Raw genomic sequence first — 23,111 nt, forward strand, 5'->3', positions numbered from 1 at the left:
GCCGGGCCAGAGCCCACAGGGTCGGCAGGTCGGTCGGCTGGCGCAGTGAACGGTAGCCGAAGAACTAGGCACTCCGTGGATCACTCCAGGGCACACCGACGAAGGTGCGGGGGACAGCCTCCTGGATGTTCAGCTCCCGGGCGATCACCTCGAAAAACCCCTGAATTCGGGCATCCGACTTCGACTTGAGCACCAGCGAGAAGAAGGTAAAGGGATCAACGACCGACAACGCCTCCCCCTGGTCGTGGTTGATGTTGACCCCCGCGGTTCGCAGGACACGCAGCAACTCCACCTGCCCCTCTGCCGACTCAAAGTCCAGCAGGCGCCCAGCGAGCGCTTCGAAGAACGGGATCCACTCGAAGGTGGGCGCCTGCAGCCATTCACTGGGCAGCACACCGGCCAGTGAATCCCGGAGGGTGCGGTTCGTCCCCGGTTCCTTCCATTCCTTCAGGCCATTGGCCGCCCGGCCCACAATGACGGCCGCCGCCGCACTGGCCGAATCGAACGGGACGTCCTGCTGGAAGACCAGCGCTTCCCCGCCGGGCTGCAGCGTGAGGCGACCTTCCTCGATGAGCGAGGCCCGCAGCTTTGCGTAATGGTGCGTCTCGAACGAGGGAGCCACCTGCGCCCGGGCGGTGCTCCCTGCCCGGACCACAAAGGTCTCCCCCACCCTCGCACCAAGCGCCCGCACGTTCTCGAATGTCAATTCGTACGTGTCCCTGTCCTGAGCCAGAGGGGCAGTGTCCAGATTCGCTGCCCCAACCGCGGTGACCCGCTGCAAAGCGGCGATCAGCCCGGCGCACCAGGCCACCGCTGCCTGCAAAAGTTCCAGGAATGCGCCGCTCTCCAGTTCCTCTGGCGTCAGGATCACGTAGACCTGCAGTTTTCTGGACTGACCCCAGGCATTCCGGTAGCGGCGCAGCTTGTCCTCCACCTCCGCCCGGCGCGCCGGAATCAGGGGCGTTTGCCGCCCGAGTGATCCGTGGCTTTCCAGCAGTGGTGGCTGTGTCAGAGGGAGTGGAGCGAAGAGCGCCTCCAGGTAAGCGGCAAACGCCGCCTCATCCTGAAAGCCCTGCCGGGCCATTTCTGGACCGTTGCCGTGGGGCAGACCCAGCGTGAAGGACAGCCCCCTCGGCACGCCATCGGCGTTGTGTTCCTGATGGTGCAACTTGGCCCCGCCCCAGAATTCGTGGGTGCCCAGGTTGAAGGGAATGCGAACCGCCGTATCGCGCTTTCCGGTGAAGGACCGGTCCCGACTTGGCCGCAGAGGCTGGCCTGCCCCAGCCTGCAACAACGCGTCCAGAAGCACAGGGCCGTACCGGTCATCCAGCAGGGCATTGACGGTCCTGACGTCGTGCTGCTCCCCCCACTGGCGGGCGTCCGCCGCGAACCGCTCAAAGGGGAATGGCCCCCCTGCTTCTGGACGAAGAGTCTGCCCTTGTTCAATCACCGTGTGCCCCCTCCCGTTCCGCACCACGGCCCCAGGGCCGTGCACCTTCAGTCATACACAGCCGCTCCCGCCCGGTGGGCCTGGGCCACGGCTTCCACCAGTTCCCTGGGCTCGAGCACTTCCACCTCGCCGCCCCAGCCCAGCACCCAGGGAATCAGCTCCTTCCACCCGCCCACCGTCAGGACCACGCGGGTATGGCCGCTGGCCAACACCCGGACTTCCGCGTTCTCCCCGAGGTGGGTCTCCCCTATTCGCTCGCGTACCTGCGGAGAGAAGAAGAGTTCGACCCGCACCGGCTCTCCCGGCATGATGCCCCAGGCATTCGACAGAAACTTCAGCGGATGGAAATCTTCCGGGATTTCGCATTCGTCGGCCAGCAGCGTGGCGTCCCGCATCCGGGAGAGCCGGTACACGAAGGGCCGCCCGCCTTCCCTCAGGCGGTTGACCCCGATCGCGTAGGCCTGACGGTTCTGGGGACTGAGCTCGATGAAGTAGATCGCGAGCTCGACCGGGGTTACCCGCTGAGGCGAGTGGTACGCGAAGCGCAGCACCCGGCCCTCCAGCCAGGCCTGGGCGGCCAGCTCGAAGGTGCGGGAACCCGCCGCGTTGGGCTTGGCCCGGTACGCCTCACTGGCGAGGGTGGCCACCCGGCGGGCGCGTTCGGGGAGTTGGCGTGAGAGCTTTTCCATCGCCCGCAGGTAATGCTCGTTGTACTCCGCGGCGTGGTGGTAGAGCATCCGCGTCGCCGAGTACACCGCCAGGGCCTCCACCGGGTTGAGGCTGGTCACGCGGACAGGTCGGCGATACCGGCCCGCGGGCGACACCTCCAGCAGGCCCCGGTCGATCAGGGTTCGCAGGTCCCGCTGCACGCTGCGCAGTTGGTTCTCCGGCAGGCCCAGTCGGCGCACCAGATCACGGGCGCTGCACTCGCCTTCACCCAGGGCGTCGAGCAGGTCAAGGATGCGCTCGGTCTTGGTGGTCGCGGTCACGGGTCAGTTCTCCAGCTGCGCGTGCATGTGTTCGCGGAACTTCAGGGCGAGGTACTTCAGCCCGTCGAGGCTGCTCAGCAGCACGGCGCGGAAGCTGGTTTCATCGGGCAAATAAGCGTTCACGCTGGCCGAGACATTGTCGTCCAGCACGGTGACCCGCCCGATGCGAACCTGACGCTGGGCAAACATCGCCGCCTCCAGGGCGCGGGTCCGCTCCGCGGCGTCCTCGATCGGCCAGAAGTACGGCAGCACCAGGGTCAGGACCGTCGGCTCGTCGGTGGCGGTGATCACCAGGTAGGTGCCGCCCTCGTACTTGAAATAGACGTCTCCATCATCGTCCAGGTGGGGCCGGAAACCTTCCTCCGCGAGAAAGTCCAGCATGGCGACCGCGTAGGGGGTCGGAACGACTTCGGGGAGGGTCACTTCGCTCGTGGGTTCGGTCATCACGTCTCCTTGAAGGCCGCGTCGCACACGCCGCGAAAGGCACAGAAGCGGCAGGTGGACGCGGAGGGGGTTGGGGCGAAGTCCAGGTCTTCCATCCGCCGGGCGGTGTCCTGCACCAGGGCGAGGCCACGCTCCAGATCGTCTTCAGTAAAGCGGTGCAGCGCCCCGTGGCGCAGGTAGGCCAGGGCCGCCTCCCGTGCTCCCAGATGGTGCGCGTAGAGGGCGAGCTGCGGCAGGTGATGTTCGGGAAGCATCCGGCGGTCGGTCTTGTAGTCCAGTACCAGGGCACCCTGGGGGTCGAAGGCGTCGACGATCCCCTCGAACGTCACCGCACCGAGCGGCACCTGGATGGCCTTCTCGCGTTCGAAGGGCCGGCCCCGAAGGTCCGAGAAGGCCTCGCCTCCCATCGCTTCCACCAGCGTCACGACCGTCTGAAAGTCGGCGGGGGCAAAGTACGGGAAGCGTTCGCGCATCACCGCGCGGTCCCAGCCATGTTCCAGCGCACGGTGCACCGCGTCGCCGATCTGACGTCCGGCGAGGCGGCCTTCCGGGTTGCTGCGCTCAGCTGCTTCCCGCTCGCTCCACAGGGTCACCAACGGTTCGCGGCCCTCGAGGTGGCGGTAGGCGAACAGGCGCGGGCACGCGAGGTAACTGGCCAGGCTGGTCACGGGCAGGGTCCCCGGCAGGATCACGCCGGGCCCGGTCTCGACGTCCAGCCGAAGATGTCCAGACGCTGCCACGGGAGGCAGCGGACGCGGAGCACGGACGTCCGCCGCCTCCGCATAGTTCAAGGCCACGCCCTGCGCTGGCAGATGGCTCACAAAGGCCTCGAAGCGTTTCCGGGCGGCCGCGCCGAGGTTGCCGGGGGCGAGGAGGATCAGCAGGTCGGCAGCGCGGGTGAACGCCACATAGGTGACCCGCTCGGCCTCGCTGAGGTCGCGCTCTTTCGCGAGCGCCTCCAGTGCCTCCCAGTCCGGGAGGTCCTCCTCCACGCCGGGCAACTTCAGGGCCACGCCTGCCGACGCGTCGAAGCGCACCTTCGGTGGTGGCCCCCCTCCCTGGTTGAGCACGTCGGCCACGACCACCACTGGAAACTCCAGGCCCTTGGACCCGTGAATCGTCATGAGCTGAACGGCGTCCGGGGAAGGACTCACGGCCTCGGCTTCCTGCGCTCCGAGGCGCTCCAGCTCCGCGAGGTGACCGGCCACCCGCACCACGTCCCGCACGCCCGCCTGCGCCCAGGACCGCAGCAGGGCATGAAAGCGCGCCAGGTTCGCTGTGCGCCGCGCCCCGTCCGGCATGGCGGCATGCACCAGTGCCGCCCCGGTCACCCGGTCGGCTTCCATCAGGAGTTGCGAGGCGCTGAGGGTCACGCTCGCCTCACGCCAGCCCTGGATCCAGGCCACGGCCTGCTGGACCTCTGGGTCTGCCGAGCGCCGCGCCGCGTCCCAGAGGCTCTCTCCGGGTTCACGCCCCCGGGCGAGGTTGAGCAGTGCCTGGTCGGTCAGGCACACGTGTGGGCCACGCAGGAAGGCCGCCAGCGGAATGTCCGCGGTGGGGTCGGCGACGGCCCGCAGGAGTCCGGCGGCGTCCTGCACCTCGGGGCGGTCATACAGGCCACGTCCACCGTGGACCACATAAGGGATGCCCGCGGCGGCCAGGGCCTGCTCGTAGGTCCCCAGGTGCGTCCGCGCCCGGAACAGCACGGCCACGTCCCCGAGTCTCAGGGGGCGTGTTCCCCCCAGCGCGCGGTCATACACGGGCGTTCCCGCGTACAGCAGGTCCTGAATCCGCGCCGCGAGGAGCCGGGCTTCCGCGGCCCGCGCCGTGCTGGCGTCCTCCCCCTGAAGGTCGTACACCTCCACGCACGGCGCGTCCTTGCCCAGGGGGGAGGGAGTCCGGGACGCGGACAGCGGTTCGAACCGCGCGGCGGTGGGGCGCGCCTGATCCGGTCCCGCCATCAGCGAGGCGAAAAAGGCGTTGATGGTCTCCACCAACGCCGCGTGCGTGCGGAAGGACGTGCCCATGGGAATCACCTGGCCAGCCCGAGCCTGAACCTCCCCCTGGGCCGCGCGGAACACCTGCACGTCCGCCCGGCGAAACGCGTAGATGCTCTGTTTCTCGTCGCCCACCACCGTGAGGTTCACGCCCTCCCCCGCCAGGGCCGAGAGGATGCGCCACTGCACCGGGTTGGTGTCCTGCGCCTCGTCGATCAGGAGGTGCGTCCAGCGCCGGGCGTAGTGGGCCCGGACATGTTCAAAGGCGAGGGCCGCATCCGCAAAACTTTCCAGATCAGCAAAGGTCGCGACCTCTTGCTCGGCTTTCAGAACCGCGAACCGGCGACTTACGTGGCCGAAGAGCCGGTCGAGCGCCAGCACGGCCCGGTCGTGCGCGGCGGTGGCCTCGCCAGGGATGCCCGCAAGGTCGTCCCGCGCCGCCAGCGCCCCCAGCACGCCCAGCGCCGCGTTCACCTCCTTTTTCGCCCCGGCCGTCCAGCCTCTTCCAATCCGGCCGGAGTGCTCCCGCAGCACGTCCCGCACGGCCAGCAGGCGTTCTCCCAGCAGGGGGGCGTCCCGGCCTAAAGCGGCAGTCCGGGCGCGCATCTCCTCCAGCACGTCTCCATGAGGCCCGGAGACCCCTTCCAGGGCCGCCACCGCCATCTGCCACTGCGGCAACGCAGCCTGCCAGGCCCGCCGCGCCCGCTCGAAGGGGTCCAGCGTCCGGGCAGCCACGGCCACCCGCAGGGCGTCCCGCGCAGAGGCCGGGTCCTCCAGCAGCGCCTCCAGCACCTCGCGGCGGATCTTGCCCGGGACGGCCAGGAGCGTCTCCCGTTCATCTTCCTGCAACTCGGCGAGCACCGGGGTCAGGTGCTCGTCCAGCCACACCCGGGCCTCCAGTTCGTCGAGCACCGTGAAGCCCAGGCCTGCTCCGCTTTCCACCGGGTGCTCGCGCGCGACGCGGCCGCACAGGCTGTGGATGGTGCCCACCGGCATCAGGGCGAGTTCGGTGACCAGTTCCGGCCAGTGCCCTCCTTCCGCCTCGGCACGGCGCTCGACCACCGCCGTCACGCGCTCGCGCAGCTCGGCGGCAGCAGCCTCGGTGAAGGTCACGGCGACGATCTGCGCGGGCCGCACGCCCCGGGCCAGGAAGTTCAGGATGCGCTCGGCCAGGACCCGGGTTTTGCCACTGCCCGCGCCCGCCGAGATCGCGACGCTGCCCTCGCTGAAGATCGCCCGCGCCTGGGCGTCCGTGAACGTGTTCGCCTGGAGGGTGCTCACGCGCTCACCTCCACGGCCCCGCCCGCGACCCGGCACACCGCCCGCACGCCGCAGTAGGTGCACGCCTCCCGGCGGGTGTCCGGACTGGGGGCAATGTTCCCGGCCGCCAGCGCGTCTCCCAGCCCTCTCAGGAACGCCTGCACCTGGGCCTGATGCTCGGTCCAGTCGTATTTGCTCCGGCCGCCCTCCGCCGCGCGCCCCGCCTGCTTGAGCACCTTGCCCCCCTCCACACTGAGGTACCGCCCGCTCACAGCACCGGTGGCGTGCAGGTACAGCGGCAGTTGCACCTCCAGGTTCATCACGCCGCCCTGCACCACCCGGCTGATGTACGACCCGGTCTTGTAGTCGGTGACGGTGAGGCCGTGCGGGGTCTCGTCCACCCGGTCCACGATGCCGCGGAACTGAAAGATATGGGGGCCGACCTCCAGCGTGAATTCCCGCGTTTCTTCCCGGGCCAGGGGCCGCCAGCCTGGGGGCAGGAAGGCGTCACTCCGCAGGGCTTTCAGAGCGGTGCGCCGCACCTCCTCAAGCTGCGTGGGCCAGAGGGGACCGGGGCGCAGGGTGCCAAGGCGGCGCAGCTCGCGCTCCGAGCGGTGCAGGGCCGCCTCGGCACGCTCCGCGAGCACCTCGGGAGCGTCTCCCGGTTGCCAGTCCTGCAGCGCCCCTTCCAGCGCCGCGTGCAGCAGGGTGCCGGTGACGCGGCGGTCCTCATCGGCGTCGGGGTCCACACCCTCCTCCAGGCCCAGCAGCTTCTGGGTGAACCAGCGGAAGCGGCAGGCCCCCACCGCGTGCAGCTGCGAGGGACTCCAGCGCCGCGCGTTCACGTCGATGCCTTCCGCGAGTTGCCCCTGATAGGCCCCGACGAGGCCACCTGCCCGCGCGACCTCGGCGGCCTGTCGCTCACGAACAGCTGGCGGCACGTCTCCCCCCAGGGCCGCCGCGAGGGCACGTTCGGCCTCGGAGCCGTAAGGGAGCGCGGCGGGCTCCGCGGCGCCCCCGAGCCGCAGCCAGTACGGACTCGCGCGCAGTTCCCGCCCGCCCGCGTCCCGCCGGGGACGGCTCAGGACGATGTCCGACCAGGCCCCAGCCACCGATCCCAGGAACAGGGCTTCTTGCACGGTGGCGAGGCTGGTCACGTCGGGGATGTTCACGCCTGCGTCCCTCCACTCGGCCCTCACCGTGCTGTCGAGCAGGGGATCGTCACTGGGACGCACCGGGAACAGGCCGTCCGACAGACCCAGTACCCAGACGTGGTCGAAGCGCCGCCCGAGCGCCGCGATGGGGTTGGCTACCCGAACGCCGCTGCGCCCGAGCAGGGCAGGAACCGTGGCGGTCCGCAACACGTGGGTGACCAGCCCAAGAAGTTCCTCACGCGAGCAGCCCTTGTCACGGCGGGCCTCGGCCTCCAGGCGGTCGACCAGGATGCGCAGCGCCACATTTAGCCCAGGATCCTGCTGGCAGCGGTCACTGACCCCGAACTCGGTGAGTAGCCGCTGCAGGACTCCTATGCCCGCTCGCCAGGTCGTCTCCGGGGGCAGGGCCAGCCAGCCGAGGTCGCCCCAGGCGTCCAGACCGGGGGGGCAGGCAGGCCGCAGGCGTCTGGCCTGCCGCAGGGCGTCGAAGGGTGGCCGCAGCAGCGGCAGGGTCAGCAGCCGGGCCACAGCCGCGTAGGTCCAGTTCCGCGTGTGGGCGTCGACCCACGCCTGCACGGCGCCCCCCAGGGGCGTCTCCAGCAGCGGCACCTGCAACCCGCTGACCAACGGCATGGCGTACTCCCGCGCGACGTCCGCCAGGGTGGGCAGGTACGTCGCTTCGTGCCGGACCACGATGGCCACCTGCTCGGGTCGGCTGCCCTGGGCCAGCCAGGCCCGGACCTGCCCCAGGCAGGCGCGGACCTCCGCCTCGATCTCCGCAAATTCCGCTTTGGACACGCCACCGGGGACGGGCGCACGGGTCAAGTAAGCCTGCACCAGACGGTCCCCGTTGCGGCTCGGAAGGCCCGTGATGGCCTGGGGCTGGAAGCCCGCCCCCTGCAGGGCCTGGAAGGTTTCCTCGGTGCGCCGCAAGGCAGGCACACCGCGCTCAAGGGGCAGGGTCACCAGCGAGCCGCTCGCCAGGGCGCGGCCCAGGAACGCGACCTGGGACGCGTCGAAGTACACGAAGCCGTGGACGGCCGCTGCGCGCACGCGTAGCGACGGCAGGCGACTCGCGAAGTACTCCGTGCCCGGCAGGTCGAAGCGCCGCTCGGCCTGCGCCCGCCCGACGTAGGCGGCATACACGGTGGCCACGTCCCGCTGCCGCGCGTCTGCCGCCACCGCCTGCACCTCCGCCGGGTCGAGGTGGTCGCGCAGCAACTCTCCGACGAGCTTGCTCAGGCGCGTGAGGGTGCCCGGCCGGTCCATCAGAGGACCCAGGTAGTCCAGGGAAAGATCCGACAGGGCGTTCCGGAAAAACGCCTCCCGTTCACCGGGGCGCAGGGGCCTCCATCCGGCGTCCTGCAGGGCTTCGCGTGCCCACTGCGTCAGGGTGATGGCCCGGCCCGCGCCCCGCAGGCTTCCGCGCACGTCCCGGCCCGCCTGCACGTTGGGGACGACGGGCAACAGCCCGGGATGAAACCGTTCCCCCAGGCCTGTCAGCAGGATGCTGGACGCCGGGTGATGCAGCAGCAAGCGGGTCACGCCCCTACCCTATCGGGTGCGCTCTGACCACGCCCGCACATTTGCGGCCCCGCCCTCAGCTCGCAAGGCACCACAGGTCCTCCACGGGAGGCACGTCGCGGTAGTGCAGGCGGTAGACCGTCACCAGCACGCCGTCTTCCACGACGAAGCGCATGTCGCCCAGGGCGTAGAGCCTCGCCTGGCCGGGCCGCACACCACGAAACCGGGCCCGGCGCAGCAACCGGCGCAGGCGCTGCTGGGTGGCTGGCCAGCTCAGATTTCCCGCAAAGCGTTCCTGGTAGCGTTGGGCCGCGTGGACACTGATGACCAGCTCGCGCATGGGTGACCTCCTATGTTCAGGATGACCTTGCCAGGCGTCACCGCCTGACAGACTGAACCGGGGGCTGCCGCGTCAACCGATGACGCGGCAGCCCCGCTCATTCCTCAACCCACCTCAGAACTTGCTGCGGCTGCGGTTGTAGTTCTGGCTCGAGGCCCGCTTGCGGGCGAGGTTGGCATTCTGCGCGGCGTTCCGCTCCAGATCCTCCAGCTCGGTGAGTTCCTGCATCCGCAGCCGTGCCGGGGCCTGCGCCGCCACCACACCGAACACCTGCTGACGTTCACGCAGCACGGCCTGCGCCCCCAGGACGTCGCCGGCATCCAGACGCCTCACCGCGTCCCGCTTGGCCCGCGCATTGCGCTGCAACTCCAGTGCCAGCCCGACCTCCACGTTCTCCGGCACCTGCGCGTAGGCCTCCGGGGACAGCACCGGCAGATTCAGCTGTGCTCGCGCCTTGCGGCGAACCCCGTCACGTCCGGTCCACGCCAGGCGCACCCGGGTTACGCCAACGTCCGCCTGTTCCGGCTGGGCCGGAACGTGCAGGGTGAAGATCACCTCGAGAGGCCGCTCCGCGATCAGGTTCGGAAGCTGGAAGCGGCCCAGGTCGTTGCGCCCAAGGTCGTTGAGCACTTCCTGCCGCAGGCTCCCCAGCGCCGGATTTGGCTCGATGCCGAAACTCACCGTGTGCCCGGTCGTGCGGGCCAGCCCGCTGAACTCCGCGTCGAAGTAACGGGGAAGCTGCTCCGGGTCCTCGATATGCTCGAAGTTGCCGTCGCCCGCCACCGCCATGCCGCGCAGCAGATCCTCGTCGTAGCCGATGCCCAGCCCGATGGTGCTGGTGCTGACCCCCCGCTTTGTGAGGCCCGCGACGTCCGGGACGATCTCCCCCACGCGGCGCTTCCCCACATTGGCGTGGCCGTCGCTCAGCAGCAGCACGCGGTTCAGCGCCTGTGAATCCAGGTGCTGTGCCACCGACATGGCCCCGTCGAGCCAGCCCGCGTACAGGGCCGTGGACCCCCCCGCAGTGATGCCCTCCACCACGCGGCAGAGCTCTTCGCTGTTGGCGGCCGACTGCGAGGGAATCAGCATCTCGACCTCGTCGTCAAAGATCACCACACTGACGCGGTCCTGCGCCTGCAGCTTGCGGAGGCCCACCTGTGCCGCCTGCCGGGCCATCTCGAGCGGTTGGCCACCCATGCTGCCGCTGCGGTCGATGACCAGCGAGAGGTTCAGGGGCGGGCGCGGGCCGCTCTGCGCGGGGACGGCGGCCGGAGAAATGCGCGCGAGCACCGTGAGGTCGCTGTCCTGACCCGCGGGAAGGGCCGCCTGAAGGGGCAGGAGTTCGATGCGGGGCGCTTGAGGGTGCAGGTCAGTCATGGCGGGTCTCCAGGCAGGGAGTGAGGCGTTCACCGCCCACAGTCCGGCGGTGATTCAGAGCGCTGCAGACGGCATTCGTCCGTACGAGAATGATACATGTACAGCAGAGATTGTCAACAAATCAGACAGTCATTATCCCTGTCTGCCTGATCTTCTCTCTCCAACGTGTCAACGGATGACGCTCACTCCTGCTGCCCCCGCACGTCACGCAGCGTCGCGCCGAGTTCCTTCAGCAAAGCGCGCCATTCCGACTCCGTCTCCGGCCACCCGAAGTCCTGGCCAATCTGCAGTTCCAAGTCGGGCCTCACCACCACACGGGTGGTCTGGCTCACCTTCCTCTGGGATCCCAGCAGGAAGTCCGGGAGGGCAGCGTGGGCCGGTACGGGTGCGCTGAGTCTGGAGACCCGTGCGGGGCTTGAGACCTCCATGACGGAGAGCTGGCGCAGGTAGCGCAGCGCCTCATTGTCATCGTCACTGGACGGCCCCACGTCCGCAGCCACGATGCCTTCCAGCGCCAACTGTTCCAGACCGGCCTCATCCTGCCCGCCCAGAGCCGCGGTCAGCGCCCTGCCGCTGAGTCCGTCGGCCATCAGGCGACGCAAGGCCAGCAGCGCCACGAGATGCAGCCGGCCATACCGGGCGTCCCGCCCTTCCCGGCGAGGAGCCGGCAACAGCCCCTGAGTGGTGTAGTGACGCACCAGCCGGGGATTGACCTCATCCTTGGGCCGCGAGGCCCGGTCTGCGGGCAGCAGGCGGGCAAGCCAGAGGTTGGCTTCTTCCACCAGCGCCTCGATGCCCCCGGACCAGTCGGCCTGAACGTCAATCACGGCCCCAGCGTAGCAAACACCGTGACAGGTGGCGTTGTCATGGTCTTCTCCACCGCCCCGGCTCTGCGTTCTTTCGGGAGGCCGTCAGCTCCATCCTGGCTCCTCATTCCCCAGTCGGTAGGGAACTGAGGCAGCGCTTGAGCTGATCGACGCATTCCCCCAGAAACGTACTGGCAGCCACACCCAGCAGTGAACGCGTGAGGTCCCTGGCCAGCACCTCCCCACTCTGCGTCTTGTTTTCGGGCAGTGCCCACTGCTGAGTCCCCATGGGCGGCTCAACGGCCGCCCGATTGTCATCGGACAGAGACCGGAGACAGGGCAAGGTCGAATCCAGCTTCTGACTGTTGATCTGTTTGGTGTAGAAAGATTGAAAAAGACTGATACGAAAACAACATCAGCCGCATCGCCGTCACCCGATGGGGACGGGCTTTTCCCCACTTTCCCCCCCATTCATAACGGCAATTCCCCCCATTCATAACGGCAATTCCGCACCCATTCCCCCCATTCGTAACGGTACGGCGGCCGGGTTTTCCCCCATTCATAACGGTATCTTCCCCCCATTCATAACGGCCTGGTTTCCCCCATTCATAACGGGGAGCCAACCGTTTTCCCCCCATTCGTAACGGTACGGTGGCCGGGTTTTCCCCCATTCATAACGGGTCCTTCTGGAGAGTGGCAAAAACCTGTGCCAAAGAGCCTTTTCTGCGAAAATCCCCCATTCGCAACGGTAGGGGCGCTCCAGCGGTCCCCCATTCATAACGGCGTGGCACAGCCTGAGACAGACGGGTAGACTGGACATCTGCGGAGGGCACGTGGCCAACCAACCCGACCAGGAAGTGGTGCTGCGCGAGGACCTGAACGTCGGGCAGCTGGGGCTGATTTCCATTCAGCGCAAAATTGCGCCGGACTATGCCTCGTGGAAGGTCCATTTTGAGCGGGCCGGGATTCCCAGCGAGATTGAGTGCAATGGGGCCCAGAAGTACGGCGTGCCTCACGGCATCGACAACGACTCGTACCTGGCGCTGCAGGAACTGTACATCGAGCAGGGCTGCCCTGAGGACGGTCGGATCGGCTTCACGATGTACCGGTTGTTGCAGATGTGTGGCCTGGAGGACAGCGGGGCCAACCGCCGCATGATGCGTCAAAGTCTCGAACGCCTGAGTGCGACCCAGTACTGGATCAGTGGGGCCTGGCGCAGCCATGAAGACGACGACTGGGTCACGGTGGGCTTCCGGCTGATCGAGAAGCTGGTGTTCACCCGGGCACGCAAAGACACCGACGGGGCCAAGCTGATCGCCGTGACGTTGCCGCGGGAACTGACCCGCAACATCCGCAATGGGTACTTCAAACCGGTCAGCACGTCGCTGCTCCGGCAGCTGGGCCAGCCGGCCCGCGCGGCGTACCGGGTGCTGGACGCCCTGCGCCACGATCCGGTGGATCCGCAGACCAGAACCGTCAGCCTGCAGATCCCGTTGATGGACCTTGCGCAGCGCTGCGGGATTGCCAGTGACAAGCCCGACAAAATCCGCCGCACGCTCGATCCGATTCACCAGGATCTGCTGGCCGCCGGGTACCTGCACGAGATCCAGGTCACAGGACGCGGACGTAAACAGACGGTGAGCTACCTGTTCGGGCAACCGGTGGCAGAACCGGAAGCCGAGCTGGTGGAATTGCTCGTCGCCCTGAAGGTGCCGGTGGTGGCGGCCAGGAAGCTGGCGCTGGACTATCCCCAGAACGTCCGCGACGGGGTGGCGCAGGCACGCGCCATTCTGGCCCGTGGATACCGGCCGCACAACGACGTGGGCTTCGTGCTGGACGTGGTGCGGTCCTACGGCAACGGCAAGTACGCCTGGCCGGAAGGCACCCGCACGTCCCGGCCGATCGAGGCGGCTCCCACGCCCCCGCGCCCGCCGCAACCCGACCTGCCGGAGGTTTTGCCTTCCAGCGAGGATTTGGCCCGGACCCTGGCCTTCCTCTTGAAGGGTGAGGGCCTACGCCGTGAGGACCTGGTTCGCCTCCCGCTGGCCACCCTGCAGGGCGTCCACGCACGCGTCCTGGGCCGGCCACAGGAAGACCGTGCGCGCGCGGCCGCCGAACTGCGAACACTGCTGGGTCCACCCGCGGAGCCCTAGGCTCTTCCATGCCCGGTCGCTGGGCTTACCGGGGTAGCATGAAGTGATGAAGGTCATCACGTTCTTCAACCATGCCGGTGGCGTGGGCAAATCCAGCAGCGCCCGCGACATCGGCTTCACGTTGGGGCAGTTGGGTCACCGCGTCCTGCTGATCGATGCTGATCCTCAAGCGAACCTGACCGACTGGCTGGGCGTGCGTATGGTCGGAGAGGGTCCGGATACGCGGGAGATTGACCTCGACGACACGCTGTACCCGGCAGTTCTGGGGGACGACGACGCGGAGCTGCGTCTCCCCTCTCCGGTCACGGTGCACGGCGTGGACCTGATTCCCGGGCACCTCGACGTGGCGACGATCGAGCCGCTGCTCCCCGGTCAGCTGATGGGCGTGATGCGGCTCAAGGAGGCCCTGCGGCCGCTCTCCGACCGCTACGACTTCGTGCTGATTGATCCCCCGCCCAGCCTGGGCCAGCTGAGTGCCCTGGCGGTCATCGCGGCGCAGCATGTGGTGGTCCCGGTTCCGGCCAGCGGCAAGGGCCTCAAGGGACTGCAAACGGTGGTGCAGATGCTGGGCCGCTTCCGGAAGGCCAACCCGGAGCTCAGCCTCGCCATGATTCTGGTGACCCAGTACAACGACACCACCAACCACAGCCGGGAAAGCCTGGCGCAGTTGCGCGCGCAATTCGGTCACCTGGCCCCGATCAGTGCGCCGCTGACCTACCGGCCGGCGCTGTATCCCGATTCGCAGCTGCATGGTGAGCCCCTGCCGGCCTTCGCGCACAAGAGTCCCGCAGCAACAGAAATCGGTGCGGTCACAGCGCAGCTGCTGGACGTGCTGGGGGTGAGTCAGCGTGCCTAAGGCCACGAAGCCGCGCCGCGCCGACGCGTTCGGCTCCTTGCTGGGAACCACGAAGCTGGACCTGGCGCCTCCCAGCCCGAGCGCGGTGCCGCTGGACCAGATCCGGGTCCGTGCCCGGCAACCTCGGCGCCACTTCGATGAGGCCTCGCTGGCCTCGCTGGCACAGAGCGTGCGTGAACAAGGCGTGCTGCAGCCGGTGCTGCTGCGCCGGGTGGATCAGGACTATGAATTGATTGCAGGAGAACGGCGTGTGCGTGCCGCCCGTCTGGCCGGGCTGAGCGAGGTTCCCGCACTGGTCCGGGAGGTCAGCGACGAGGAAGCCGACGTGATGGCGGCCCTGGAGAACCTGCAGCGAGAGGACCTGAATCCACTGGATGAGGTGGAGGCCACCCTGACCATCGTGGCCCGGGAACTGCGCGTCCGTGTGGACGAGGTGGTGCCCCTGCTGCACGCGCAACGCCGGGCACCTGACGAGGAGACTGTAGCGAGGCTGGACGCGGTGTTCGCCCGGCTGGGACGAGGAACCTGGCGCTCCTTTGCAGCCAACAAGGTCGGCGTGCTGCGCTTCGCGCCGGAACTCTTGGACCTGATGCGTGCGGGTCGACTGGAATACACCCGGGCAGCAGCGTTGTCCCGTGTCAAGGATGCTCACCTGCGCGCCGAGCTGATCCAGCGCACCCTTGGAGAAAACCTGGGCGTTCGTGAAATCGCGGCCGCGGCCCGGCCATCACGGGTGGTGGACACGCCGCTGCGGCGCGTGCGGGAGCTGTTGGACGAACGCCAGATGGCCCGACTGGGTGAACGCGATCGAAAGCGGGTCCAACAGTTGCTCGGGGAGTTGGAGGGGCTGTTGAGTGGCCCGCCGCGGCCGGGGCGTCGGCGCTCTTAACGTTAAGAGCAGGAGCGAGGTTGTCAGGAGCGAGGTCCGGGGGCTGCCCCCGGGCCAACCTGTAGCAGTCGCCGGGCAGGCTCAAGTACTGCAGAGTCACGCCGTTTAGGGCTTGAGTGACACGGCCTCGGGCAGCGTGGAGACGCGAAAAAATGGAGACGGTATGGCTAGTACAGCGTTCATTTAATACGAATGGCTTCGTAGTGCCGTCCTAGCGTCCGGCGGGCGACCTGGGTGGAGAACTGCCAGTTGAGGGTGACGCCCGCGCGTGAACGCGCTGCCACCCAAGCCTCGACTTCCGACCGAAGCCGTTCCAGCACTGGAATACGCCGGTTCAAGCACTGCCGCTGAAGGGCACTGAATTCCAGTTCTGCCATGTTCAGCCACGAGGCATGTTTGGGCGTGTAGACCCACTCGAAGCGGCCCACCAACCGGTGGGCCGCCTGTGGCGACATGAACTTGTAGAAACTGCCGCCGTGATGCGTATTGAGGTGGTCCTGAACCAGGGTGATCTGGACGGCTGCTGGATAGGCCCGTTCCAGGTTCTGCATGAAGGCGGTGTACTCCTCGGCGGTCCGTCGGGCACAGACCTGGACAAACCGTCGGCCTGTTTTCGGCTCGACGGCCAGCAACACAGCCGCGCTCCCAAAGCGCTGGTATTCGTAGTCTTGTTTGGCGACTCGCCCCGGTTCCGATGGAACCGGGGCCATGACGTCACCGATCAGGAAGCAGGGTTGCTCATCGAAGCACAACACGGGAAAACGGTCGTCGTAGGGCCGAGAGTACACGTCCAGAACGCGTTCCATCTCGCAGAGGAAATTCGCCGTCAGGTGGGCGATGCACCACTGCCTTTTGCGGTGCGGCTGGACCGCGTTTTTTTCAGAATGTAGAACACCGTCGACGGAGCGATGTGGTCGACCAAGTTCAGCTCTACAGCCTTCTCTGCCAGCAAGCGAATACTCCATTGTGCGTGACCTTCGGGCGCCTCACTGCACGCCAGCGCGGTGATGGCCGCCCGGTCTTTGCCGTCGAACTTCGCGGGTCGCCCCGTATGCGGCGCAGCGAACAGCGCCGCGTCCAGTCCCCCAGGGCAAAGCGTTTTCGGGTCGCTTGCACCATCTGGACGCTGATACCGAGGGCGTCCTTGATGGCCGAGTCCGTGACCTGTCGATGGGCCAGCAGCAGAATCCGGGCGCGGGTCATGACCCGCGCCTTGCCACTGCCCTTCATGGTCATGCCGTGCAGAGTCTGTTCTTGCTCAGCACTCAAAGTCACTGGATAGCGAAGAGGACGGCTCATACCTCACTATGACAAATTCAAAAACGCTGTACTAGATACCGTCTCCACCACAGTTTAGGTCGGCGGACCGTCATCCGTCAGCTTCACCGCTGGGCCAAACGGCATTTCAGTGATCACAAGCGGTTCAAGCATCAGAAGCTCAGCGATGCGCTGCTGGTGGCCTTGCTGCTCAGCCGTCTGGTCTTCAAGCATCCGTTCCCGTCGATTTGGTGGCAGATGCTGAGGGAAGACCGCTCCGGTCTTCCCTCATACACCCAGGCTTACACCCGTGGCCTCCGTCTCCTGAACGGCCTTGAAGCTGTCGCCAGCCCAGCCAGACGCTGCACAGAGGTCATCATCGACTCGATGCCGCTTCCGGTCTGCCGACCCAAACGAGGGAAACGCTGCGCGTTCCCTGGCGCCAGGTGGGGGTTTGGGACGCAGGGCGACGTATACGGCTACAAACTCCACGCTTGGGTGACGCCGAACGGTGAAATCGTCCAGTACCTGCTGAAACCTGCCAACCTGCACGACACTACGGTCAGCTACGAGCTGAACCGAAGATGGCCGGAGTTCGGCGGGCCAAAGATCATCGGTGATAAGGGCTACTGCTGCCTGGGATACGTATTTCCACCGAAGAAAAATTCCCGGTACGACACCGGGTGGCGGGAAGACCGCCACCCGAAGTTACGCAAGCGCATTGAAACCGTCTTCTCCCAATTGGTGGAGGCCCAAATCCGTTCCGTGCAGACGAAGACGCTCGCCTCACTTCGCTTCCGTGTTGTCCTGGCCATCATCGCCCACAACCTTGCTCCGCCCTAAACGGCGTCGAGAGGTGATCTGGCGATGACTCGGTCCGCATACCCAAACGACCTTACCAATGCCGAGTGGGACGTCCTCCAAGAGCTGCTTCCTCCGGAAGCTCCGGTCGGTCGTCCCCGTAAATGGTCGTTACGGGAAATTCTGGACGGCATCTTCTACGTCCTGTGTGGGGGCATCGCCGCCAGGTGATGCCGCATGACTTCCCCCCATGGCGAATGATCTATCACTCTCACCGTTTGTGGCGGTTGCAAGGCGTCTGGGAGGCGTGACACACAACGTTACGTGAACTGCTTCGTCAGCGGGAAGGCCGTGAGGCTACGCCCAGTGCCGCGCTCATTGACAGTCAATCCGTCAAAACGACCGAAGCGGGCGGGCCTCGCGGGTACGACGGAGGCAAGAAAGTGAGTGGACGCAAGCGTCACCTGCTTGTCGACACGTTGGGCCTCGTCATGGCGATCAAGGTGCACGAGGCGGACATCCAGGACCGCGCCCGCGCGGTCCTCCTCCTACGGGATCTGCCCAATGTGTTTCCTCGCATGGGGCACCTGTGGGCCGATGCGGGGTACAGTGGGAAGCTCGCTGGGGACATCAAAACGCACCTGGGTTGGACGCTGGAGATCGTCAAGCATTCCTGGTCCGGCTGGCAGGGCACCTGGGCGCCAAAAGACGCACCTCCACGCGTGGTGGAGGTGCCCAAAGGGTTCGTGGTGCTGAAGCGCCGCTGGATGGTGGAGCGCACGTTCGCGTGGCTGGGCAAGTCACGGAGGATGGCCAAAGACGACGAGGCGCTGATCGAAGCCGCCGAGAACCTGGTGTACGAGGTCATGATTCGGCTGATGGTGCGTCGCTTAGCAAAAGGCCCACCCTGACGGTTTTCAGACGCACTTTACTGAGAGTCAGAAATCTCCTACACCCTGGAGACTGGTCATGACCCATTCAACCCACGAACGCATCGCAATGGCCCAGCAGGTGCTGGAGCAGCTCAACTCCCTGACAGGTCTGGGCGGCGAAGGCGTTCAAGTCATCCAGTCGAACTGGTCCTCACTGCACCGGGCGTGCCGCCCTGGCTGGCTGTGGGGCTGTCTGTGAACCATGCACAGGCAGGTGTGGGGTGGCAGGGGTGGCGGGCTCGGCGTGTAGGGGAAGCCCCGGCACCCGGCGACCTCCGCCGAGCGGGTCAAAGAACCCTTGGAGGCCCTGGGCGAGGCGAGGCCGTCGTGAGCGACGGGGTCCTGCCGATCCTGCTGGACGACCAGCAACAAAAGCGACGCGGGTCTGCGGTGGGACTGCAGAGGGGAGAGGCCGCAACGCTTACTCCACGGCGTCGAGCATGCGCCGGGGCGGGCGGTAGGTGAAGCGCAGCGTGTCCCCGGCGGCCAGAACCCGGCGAATCTCGTCGGCCAGCGGCCCCGCCATCCCCGCCCCACTCAGTCTCACCCAACCCCGGCTGCGGCTGACGCCCACGAACAGCTGGTTGCGCAGTGGGATGTGGTCCTCCCGCACGGCCACCTGATCGAGTCCCACCACGTACACCACGTCCGCTTCGTTCCCCTTGGCCTGCATCACGGGGGAGACCGTCACCGCCCCGTCCCGCCAGAACCCGTTGGGATCCGTGTGCGGCCACTTCTGCTTGGGCACGTTCACGTCCTTGTTGCCGGGGAGGTACACGCTGATCCCGGCCGCCCGCAGCGCCTGGAAGACCTCGCGTTGCAGGGTGTAGGGCGCCCAGTCCAGGCCAGGGACCACGACCAGAATCTGGCGGCTGGGCTGCAGGCCGTGCTCGGACAGGTCCTGCTGGATATGGCTCACCAGCGCGTTCAGCTCCGCTTGCCGGTCACGGTAGTTCCCGAAGGTCACCAGCGGCTCGTCCGTGAACTGCGGCAGGGGGTTGGGCGAGTTCTCCGGAAGCCGGGTCAGAGTCACCTCACTGCCGCCCCGGAACTGCCCTTCGACCTCGTAACCGATCGCCTTCCAGTCCGCCTTGTTGGTCAGCCCCGCGAGCATGCCCTCCTCTCGCAAGAGGCCCATCCCCAGCGCGTGGGCGGCGAGCAGCACCGGACCCGGCGTCCGGTAGCAGCGATTCATGACTTCGCTCTTCTTGATGCCGCCCTTGTAGGCGACTCCTGCTCCGAACACCTGCGCCCCGGCGTTCCCGAACAGCGCCCGGGTGTTGGGAATGGTCAGCGTGTCCAGACTCTGCGCCTCGTCATACGCCCAGATGAGGCGGCGGGCCTCCGGCTCCCCGGTATCGAACAGGGCGTCTCTGGCCACAGGCCGCAGGCTCTGATACGCCATCCAGTAGAAGGCCTGCTTCTCCTCGAAGGTGAGTTGCACTTGCTCGTGCACGAGGTCCTGCCCTTCATCGATCAGCACCGCGTCGAACACCTGCAGGCTGCGTCCGGTGAGCTGCGCGTCGAGCAGCAGGGCGCGGCAGGCGAAGAGGAGCTTCGCGGTCGGTGACCCCTGCGGCGTGCGGTCGACGGTCAGGGGCGTGACGCTCACCTGGTCGGCCAGCGTGCGGTAGAAGCCCGGCTGGTCCTTGCTGCCCCAGGCGTGGAGGATGCGGAGCTTGTGCTGCGCGGTTCGCAGGCTCTGCTCCCCGTTGGTGGCCTGCCGCAACCAGTGGTCGACCTGCCCCCGGATCTGGTCGTAGAGGCTGCGCGAGAAGAAGACCAACGCGATGTTCCAGTCCGGATGCTTGAGGTGCATGTTGGCCGCCTTCTGCGCCAGAAGCACCGTCTTGCCGCTGCCTGCGATGCCCCGGATGCGCTGTGGCCCTGGGGGGATGGTCTTGGCGATCAGTTCTTGTTGCAGGTCGAACGCATGCAGGTGCCGGGCGGTGCGGGCAATCAGGTCCGCCTTGCGTGGGGACGAGGTGGGCACAGGGGAGGGCACCCGGATCTCCCGCTTGGGCACGTTCCCACTGGTGCCCAGGGCACTGCGTAAGGCCAGCCAGGCGGCGGCGTCCAGCGCTTCGCCGTAGCGCACCGGAGGGGTCTGCACCAGGGCGGCCCGCAGCCTCGCGGGGGTCAGTTGGTCGGCGAACAACAGCGGCACGTCCGACAGGAGGTGCCCGAAGCGCTCGTCCCAGGCTTCCCGGGTGATCAGTGGCAGGGCGACGATGGCGCGGGTGGCGAGCTGGGGCAGTCCGGCTTTGCGCACGGCGATCTCCCCCAGGAGCTGAGCCTGCTTCCTCGCCTGCTCGTAGGGATTGAGATGCAGCTTGCCGTAGTAAAGTGCGTCTGAAAAACGTGCTGGCGCATGTTTTCCCTGCGTGAACAAGAGTGCACGATGAGACGGAGGTGGTGTGCCCATGACCCGGCCTGCCTACCCGAACGATCTCACGGATGCTGAGTGGAACGTGCTTCTCCCGCTGCTCCCTCCAGAGGCCCCAGTCGGCCGACCCCGGAAGTGGTCATTGCGGGAGATCCTGGACGGCATTTTCTATCTGCTGCGCGGCGGCATTGCCTGGCGGGCAATGCCGCATGACTTTCCCCCCTGGCAGACCGTCTATCACTACCATCGAATCTGGAGGCTGCAAGGCGTGTGGGAGACCGTGCACACGAGCCTGCGGGAGTGGGTTCGACTCCGGGAAGGCCGTGCAGCGACCCCTAGTGCCGCGATCATCGACAGTCAATCCGTCAAGACCACCGAAGCCGGCGGACCCCGCGGCTACGACGGCGGCAAGAAAGTCAGTGGCCGCAAGCGTCACCTGCTCGTCGACACCCTGGGGCTGGTCATGGCGATCAAGGTGCACGAGGCGGACATCCAGGACCGCGCGGGCGCGGTCCTCCTCCTGCGCGATCTGCCGAACGTGTTTCCGCGCATGGGGTACCTCTGGGCGGACGCGGGCTACACCGGAAAGCTCGCTGGGGACATCAAAACGCACCTCGGTTGGACGCTGGAGATCGTCAAGCATCCCTGGTCCGGTTGGCAGGGCACCTGGGCACCAAAAGACGCACCTCCACGCGTGGTGGAGGTGCCCAAAGGGTTTGTGGTGCTGAAGCGCCGCTGGGTGGTGGAGCGAACGTTCGCGTGGTTGGGCAAGTCCAGGAGGATGGCCAAGGACTACGAAGCGCTGGTCGAGACCGCAGAGAACATGGTCTATGAAGTCATGATTCGGCTGATGGTGCGTCGCCTGGCAAAAGGCCCACCGTGACGGTTTTCAGACGCACTTTAGGGGCGGGAGAGGTCCCAGCGGTAGCCGACCACGCCCGCGAGCATGTCCAGCGGGAGGCTCTTGACCTCGATGACGGTGAGGCCGAGTTCGGGGTCGGCGATCAGGATGTCGGGTTCGCGCACCGTCTCGCGGGTGACCAGGGGGTAGCGCCAGAAGCCCAGGGCCTCCTCACCTGCATACGCGGCCTTGACCGCCTCGAAGACCCGCGCTTCCCCCTGCTCCCCGGGGCCGCCGAACGCCTCCGTCACGATAAATTCCGCCATAGCTCGCGCAGAGTAGCGCGGCGGACTCTGCGCCGGAGGCGAGCATGCACCGGCCATGGAGTTGCCCAGGACCATCGGTCCCTGCGCCTGAAGATCGCAGGCAGACGGCCCATGCGGATAGGCCGATCGGTCTGAAGCGTTGCAGCCCCCACCGCCGTCAGTCCCTGGAGTCACCGACCACACGCGGAGCCTGGTCCAGCGGTGATCTGGGTCAGTGCGTGCCCTGGACGCTCCCAGCCTGAGGTCAGAACATATAGGTGCTGTACGTGACGTTCCAGTGCCCGCTGCTCTTGTCGAAATAGTCGCATTCGACCCGGTTGACAGGCGTGTTGCGGACGACGCGGCGCGAGAGGAACTTCTGCGCGGCCCCCTGCCGGGCCGTGTCGCGGCAGGGGGCATACCACGTCGCAGGCACATCGATGGCAGCCACGTGGGCGAACGCCTGGGCGAGAAAGGGCAGATGCGCGTTCTGAATCCGGTCGGCCCGCGCTGTGAACTCGATGGTCTCGACGTCCCAGCTGTCTCCCGTGGCGGTGGCGTAGACCCGGGCGGTAAAAGGGCTGTTCCGGAAGCTGTACGTGACCTGAATCTTCTTGGTGCCTCCCTCCGTCGTGCGCCGTTCGCCCGTGCGCCGGCAGCCGTAGGTGCTGCACAGCTCGTTGTATTCGAGGAACTGGGTGGTGCTGGACGGGCCCAGCGCCATCTCCATCCCGCCGTCGAAGACGCCCCGCAGCAGATCGGTCGCGCTGACCGCCACGCGCCCCTGGGCGGCCGGCGCGCATCCCAGCACAAGAGCGTAGTCCCACACAGATCCGGAGCCGGAGTTGGCCTGAGCACCGTTGAGGCAGGCCCCTACCCGATCTGGAAGCGCCGACTTCGGGTAGCTTGGGAACTGCACGCTCAGCAGGTCGACCAGGAAGGCGCGGGTATTCGCAGCCTTGGGATCGAGCGTCAGCTGCAGGTAGGCCATGGGCCAGGACGGATCGAGCTTTGCCGCCTCGAACAGGGCCAGCTGGTCGTCGTCCAGAGGCGACTGCACTGGGCGCAGGCGTTCTACGGTCAGCTGCGCGTTGGTCTTTCCAAAGGTGTAGGCCTCCGTCCGGGAGAGGCTGCGCTCCGGGACCATGTGGCTCGCTTCCTTGGTGGTGATCTGCTCCTTGACGTAGCGGCAGGCGTACTTCAGGCAGAAGTCACCCTGGGCAGGCAGCAGCCGCTCGGCGGCCGCTCCGGGCGCGGCGAGCAGCAGCGCGGTTGACAGGACATTCAACATGATGGGTGCTCCTTGGATGGGCTGGGGTGGGAAGAAACCCGGAAGGCGGACCGGAGGGA

18 protein-coding genes and 3 pseudogenes are annotated in these 23,111 nt (G+C 67.1%); 7 read left to right on the forward strand and 14 right to left on the reverse strand.

Features of this window, described 5'->3' with window-relative positions; translation table 11 throughout:
- Nucleotides 1-64: 64 nt before the first annotated feature.
- From C3K08_RS18650 to C3K08_RS15935, 8 genes are all read right to left on the reverse strand, one after another.
- A complete protein-coding gene (locus C3K08_RS18650) occupies nt 65-1,450 on the reverse strand; it encodes a DUF4357 domain-containing protein (protein WP_234009283.1) in 1,386 nt (461 codons plus the stop codon).
- A 47-nt stretch (nt 1,451-1,497) separates the two neighbouring features.
- Entirely contained in the window at nt 1,498-2,439 is a 942-nt protein-coding gene (locus C3K08_RS15905) for a YafY family protein (protein WP_104992439.1), read from the reverse strand.
- Nucleotides 2,440-2,442: 3 nt separating this feature from the next.
- Complete coding sequence (locus C3K08_RS15910) at nt 2,443-2,883, reverse strand: hypothetical protein (RefSeq protein ID WP_199777070.1); 441 nt, start codon at nt 2,881-2,883, stop codon at nt 2,443-2,445.
- Nucleotides 2,883-6,161: an exodeoxyribonuclease V subunit beta gene (locus C3K08_RS15915; protein ID WP_158680030.1), complete on the reverse strand. Its 3,279-nt coding sequence runs from the start codon at nt 6,159-6,161 to the stop codon at nt 2,883-2,885. The genes C3K08_RS15910 and C3K08_RS15915 overlap by 1 nt, the downstream gene beginning before the upstream one ends.
- Nucleotides 6,158-8,839 carry a PD-(D/E)XK nuclease family protein gene (locus tag C3K08_RS15920; protein ID WP_104992441.1) on the reverse strand — a complete coding sequence of 894 codons (2,682 nt, stop codon included), beginning with the start codon at nt 8,837-8,839 and terminating at the stop codon, nt 6,158-6,160. Before C3K08_RS15920 ends, C3K08_RS15915 begins: the two co-directional genes overlap by 4 nt.
- Nucleotides 8,840-8,894: 55 nt before the next feature.
- A complete protein-coding gene (locus tag C3K08_RS15925) occupies nt 8,895-9,158 on the reverse strand; it encodes a hypothetical protein (protein ID WP_104992442.1) in 264 nt (87 codons plus the stop codon).
- Between the two features lie 114 nt (nt 9,159-9,272).
- Nucleotides 9,273-10,535, reverse strand: a complete 1,263-nt coding sequence (locus tag C3K08_RS15930; RefSeq protein ID WP_104992443.1) for a VWA domain-containing protein — start codon at nt 10,533-10,535, stop codon at nt 9,273-9,275.
- A gap of 182 nt (nt 10,536-10,717) precedes the next feature.
- A complete protein-coding gene (locus C3K08_RS15935) occupies nt 10,718-11,362 on the reverse strand; it encodes a MerR family transcriptional regulator (RefSeq protein WP_104992444.1) in 645 nt (214 codons plus the stop codon).
- An 812-nt stretch (nt 11,363-12,174) separates the two neighbouring features.
- Here C3K08_RS15935 and C3K08_RS15940 point away from each other — a divergent pair.
- From C3K08_RS15940 to C3K08_RS15950, 3 genes are read left to right on the forward strand one after another with little or no spacing between them, the layout of a single operon-like run.
- The gene (locus C3K08_RS15940) at nt 12,175-13,494 is read left to right on the forward strand and encodes a replication initiator protein A (RefSeq protein WP_104992445.1); all 1,320 of its coding nucleotides are present in this window, start codon (nt 12,175-12,177) and stop codon (nt 13,492-13,494) included.
- Between the two features lie 46 nt (nt 13,495-13,540).
- Complete coding sequence (locus C3K08_RS15945) at nt 13,541-14,350, forward strand: ParA family protein (RefSeq protein ID WP_104992446.1); 810 nt, start codon at nt 13,541-13,543, stop codon at nt 14,348-14,350.
- Nucleotides 14,343-15,239 carry a ParB/RepB/Spo0J family partition protein gene (locus C3K08_RS15950; protein WP_104992447.1) on the forward strand — a complete coding sequence of 299 codons (897 nt, stop codon included), beginning with the start codon at nt 14,343-14,345 and terminating at the stop codon, nt 15,237-15,239. Before C3K08_RS15945 ends, C3K08_RS15950 begins: the two co-directional genes overlap by 8 nt.
- Nucleotides 15,240-15,418: 179 nt before the next feature.
- Here the strand turns inward: C3K08_RS15950 and C3K08_RS15955 are convergent, their stop codons facing one another.
- The 3 genes and pseudogenes from C3K08_RS15955 to C3K08_RS18980 form a co-directional block, all read right to left on the reverse strand.
- Nucleotides 15,419-16,204, reverse strand: a complete 786-nt coding sequence (locus tag C3K08_RS15955; protein WP_104991621.1) for an IS630 family transposase — start codon at nt 16,202-16,204, stop codon at nt 15,419-15,421.
- A pseudogene (locus C3K08_RS18975) lies at nt 16,192-16,320 on the reverse strand (IS630 family transposase); the annotation flags it as partial. The gene C3K08_RS15955 and the pseudogene C3K08_RS18975, both read right to left, overlap by 13 nt.
- Nucleotides 16,321-16,340: 20 nt before the next feature.
- Nucleotides 16,341-16,538 (reverse strand): annotated as a pseudogene (locus tag C3K08_RS18980) (hypothetical protein); the annotation flags it as partial.
- A gap of 15 nt (nt 16,539-16,553) precedes the next feature.
- Between C3K08_RS18980 and C3K08_RS15960 the strand changes: the two are divergent.
- From C3K08_RS15960 to C3K08_RS18110, 3 genes and pseudogenes are all read left to right on the forward strand, one after another.
- Complete coding sequence (locus C3K08_RS15960) at nt 16,554-17,339, forward strand: IS982 family transposase (RefSeq protein WP_104992448.1); 786 nt, start codon at nt 16,554-16,556, stop codon at nt 17,337-17,339.
- 24 nt (nt 17,340-17,363) lie between these two features.
- Nucleotides 17,364-18,208 (forward strand): annotated as a pseudogene (locus tag C3K08_RS15965) (IS5 family transposase).
- A 58-nt stretch (nt 18,209-18,266) separates the two neighbouring features.
- Complete coding sequence (locus C3K08_RS18110) at nt 18,267-18,428, forward strand: hypothetical protein (protein WP_158680032.1); 162 nt, start codon at nt 18,267-18,269, stop codon at nt 18,426-18,428.
- 222 nt (nt 18,429-18,650) lie between these two features.
- Here C3K08_RS18110 and C3K08_RS18655 read toward each other — a convergent pair whose 3' ends face one another.
- Nucleotides 18,651-20,501, reverse strand: a complete 1,851-nt coding sequence (locus tag C3K08_RS18655; protein WP_234009284.1) for a DEAD/DEAH box helicase — start codon at nt 20,499-20,501, stop codon at nt 18,651-18,653.
- 151 nt (nt 20,502-20,652) lie between these two features.
- Here C3K08_RS18655 and C3K08_RS15975 point away from each other — a divergent pair, with 151 nt between their 5' ends.
- A complete protein-coding gene (locus C3K08_RS15975; protein WP_104992449.1) occupies nt 20,653-21,498 on the forward strand; it encodes an IS5 family transposase in 846 nt (281 codons plus the stop codon).
- 17 nt (nt 21,499-21,515) lie between these two features.
- On the opposite strand, the gene C3K08_RS15980 is transcribed toward C3K08_RS15975, so the two are convergent.
- Complete coding sequence (locus C3K08_RS15980) at nt 21,516-21,782, reverse strand: hypothetical protein (RefSeq protein ID WP_234009285.1); 267 nt, start codon at nt 21,780-21,782, stop codon at nt 21,516-21,518.
- Nucleotides 21,783-22,026: 244 nt separating this feature from the next.
- Nucleotides 22,027-23,052 (reverse strand): hypothetical protein, encoded by a 1,026-nt coding sequence (locus C3K08_RS15985; protein WP_104992450.1) that lies wholly within the window; start codon nt 23,050-23,052, stop codon nt 22,027-22,029.
- Nucleotides 23,053-23,111 lie beyond the last annotated feature (59 nt).

Source organism: Deinococcus sp. NW-56 (assembly GCF_002953415.1).
GTDB lineage: Bacteria > Deinococcota > Deinococci > Deinococcales > Deinococcaceae > Deinococcus.

Excerpts from the sequence above, each read along its gene's own strand:
- C3K08_RS15930 (WP_104992443.1), bottom strand. The coding sequence starts at position 10,535 with ATGACTGACCTGCACCCTCAAGCGCCCCGCATCGAACTCCTGCCCCTT.
- C3K08_RS15985 (WP_104992450.1), bottom strand. The coding sequence starts at position 23,052 with ATGTTGAATGTCCTGTCAACCGCGCTGCTGCTCGCCGCGCCCGGAGCG.
- C3K08_RS15945 (WP_104992446.1), top strand. The coding sequence starts at position 13,541 with ATGAAGGTCATCACGTTCTTCAACCATGCCGGTGGCGTGGGCAAATCC.
- C3K08_RS15975 (WP_104992449.1), top strand. The coding sequence starts at position 20,653 with ATGACCCGGCCTGCCTACCCGAACGATCTCACGGATGCTGAGTGGAAC.
- C3K08_RS15925 (WP_104992442.1), bottom strand. The coding sequence starts at position 9,158 with ATGCGCGAGCTGGTCATCAGTGTCCACGCGGCCCAACGCTACCAGGAA.
- C3K08_RS15910 (WP_199777070.1), bottom strand. The coding sequence starts at position 2,883 with ATGACCGAACCCACGAGCGAAGTGACCCTCCCCGAAGTCGTTCCGACC.
- C3K08_RS15980 (WP_234009285.1), bottom strand. The coding sequence starts at position 21,782 with ATGGCGGAATTTATCGTGACGGAGGCGTTCGGCGGCCCCGGGGAGCAG.
- C3K08_RS18110 (WP_158680032.1), top strand. The coding sequence starts at position 18,267 with ATGACCCATTCAACCCACGAACGCATCGCAATGGCCCAGCAGGTGCTG.
- C3K08_RS15955 (WP_104991621.1), bottom strand. The coding sequence starts at position 16,204 with ATGGAGTATTCGCTTGCTGGCAGAGAAGGCTGTAGAGCTGAACTTGGT.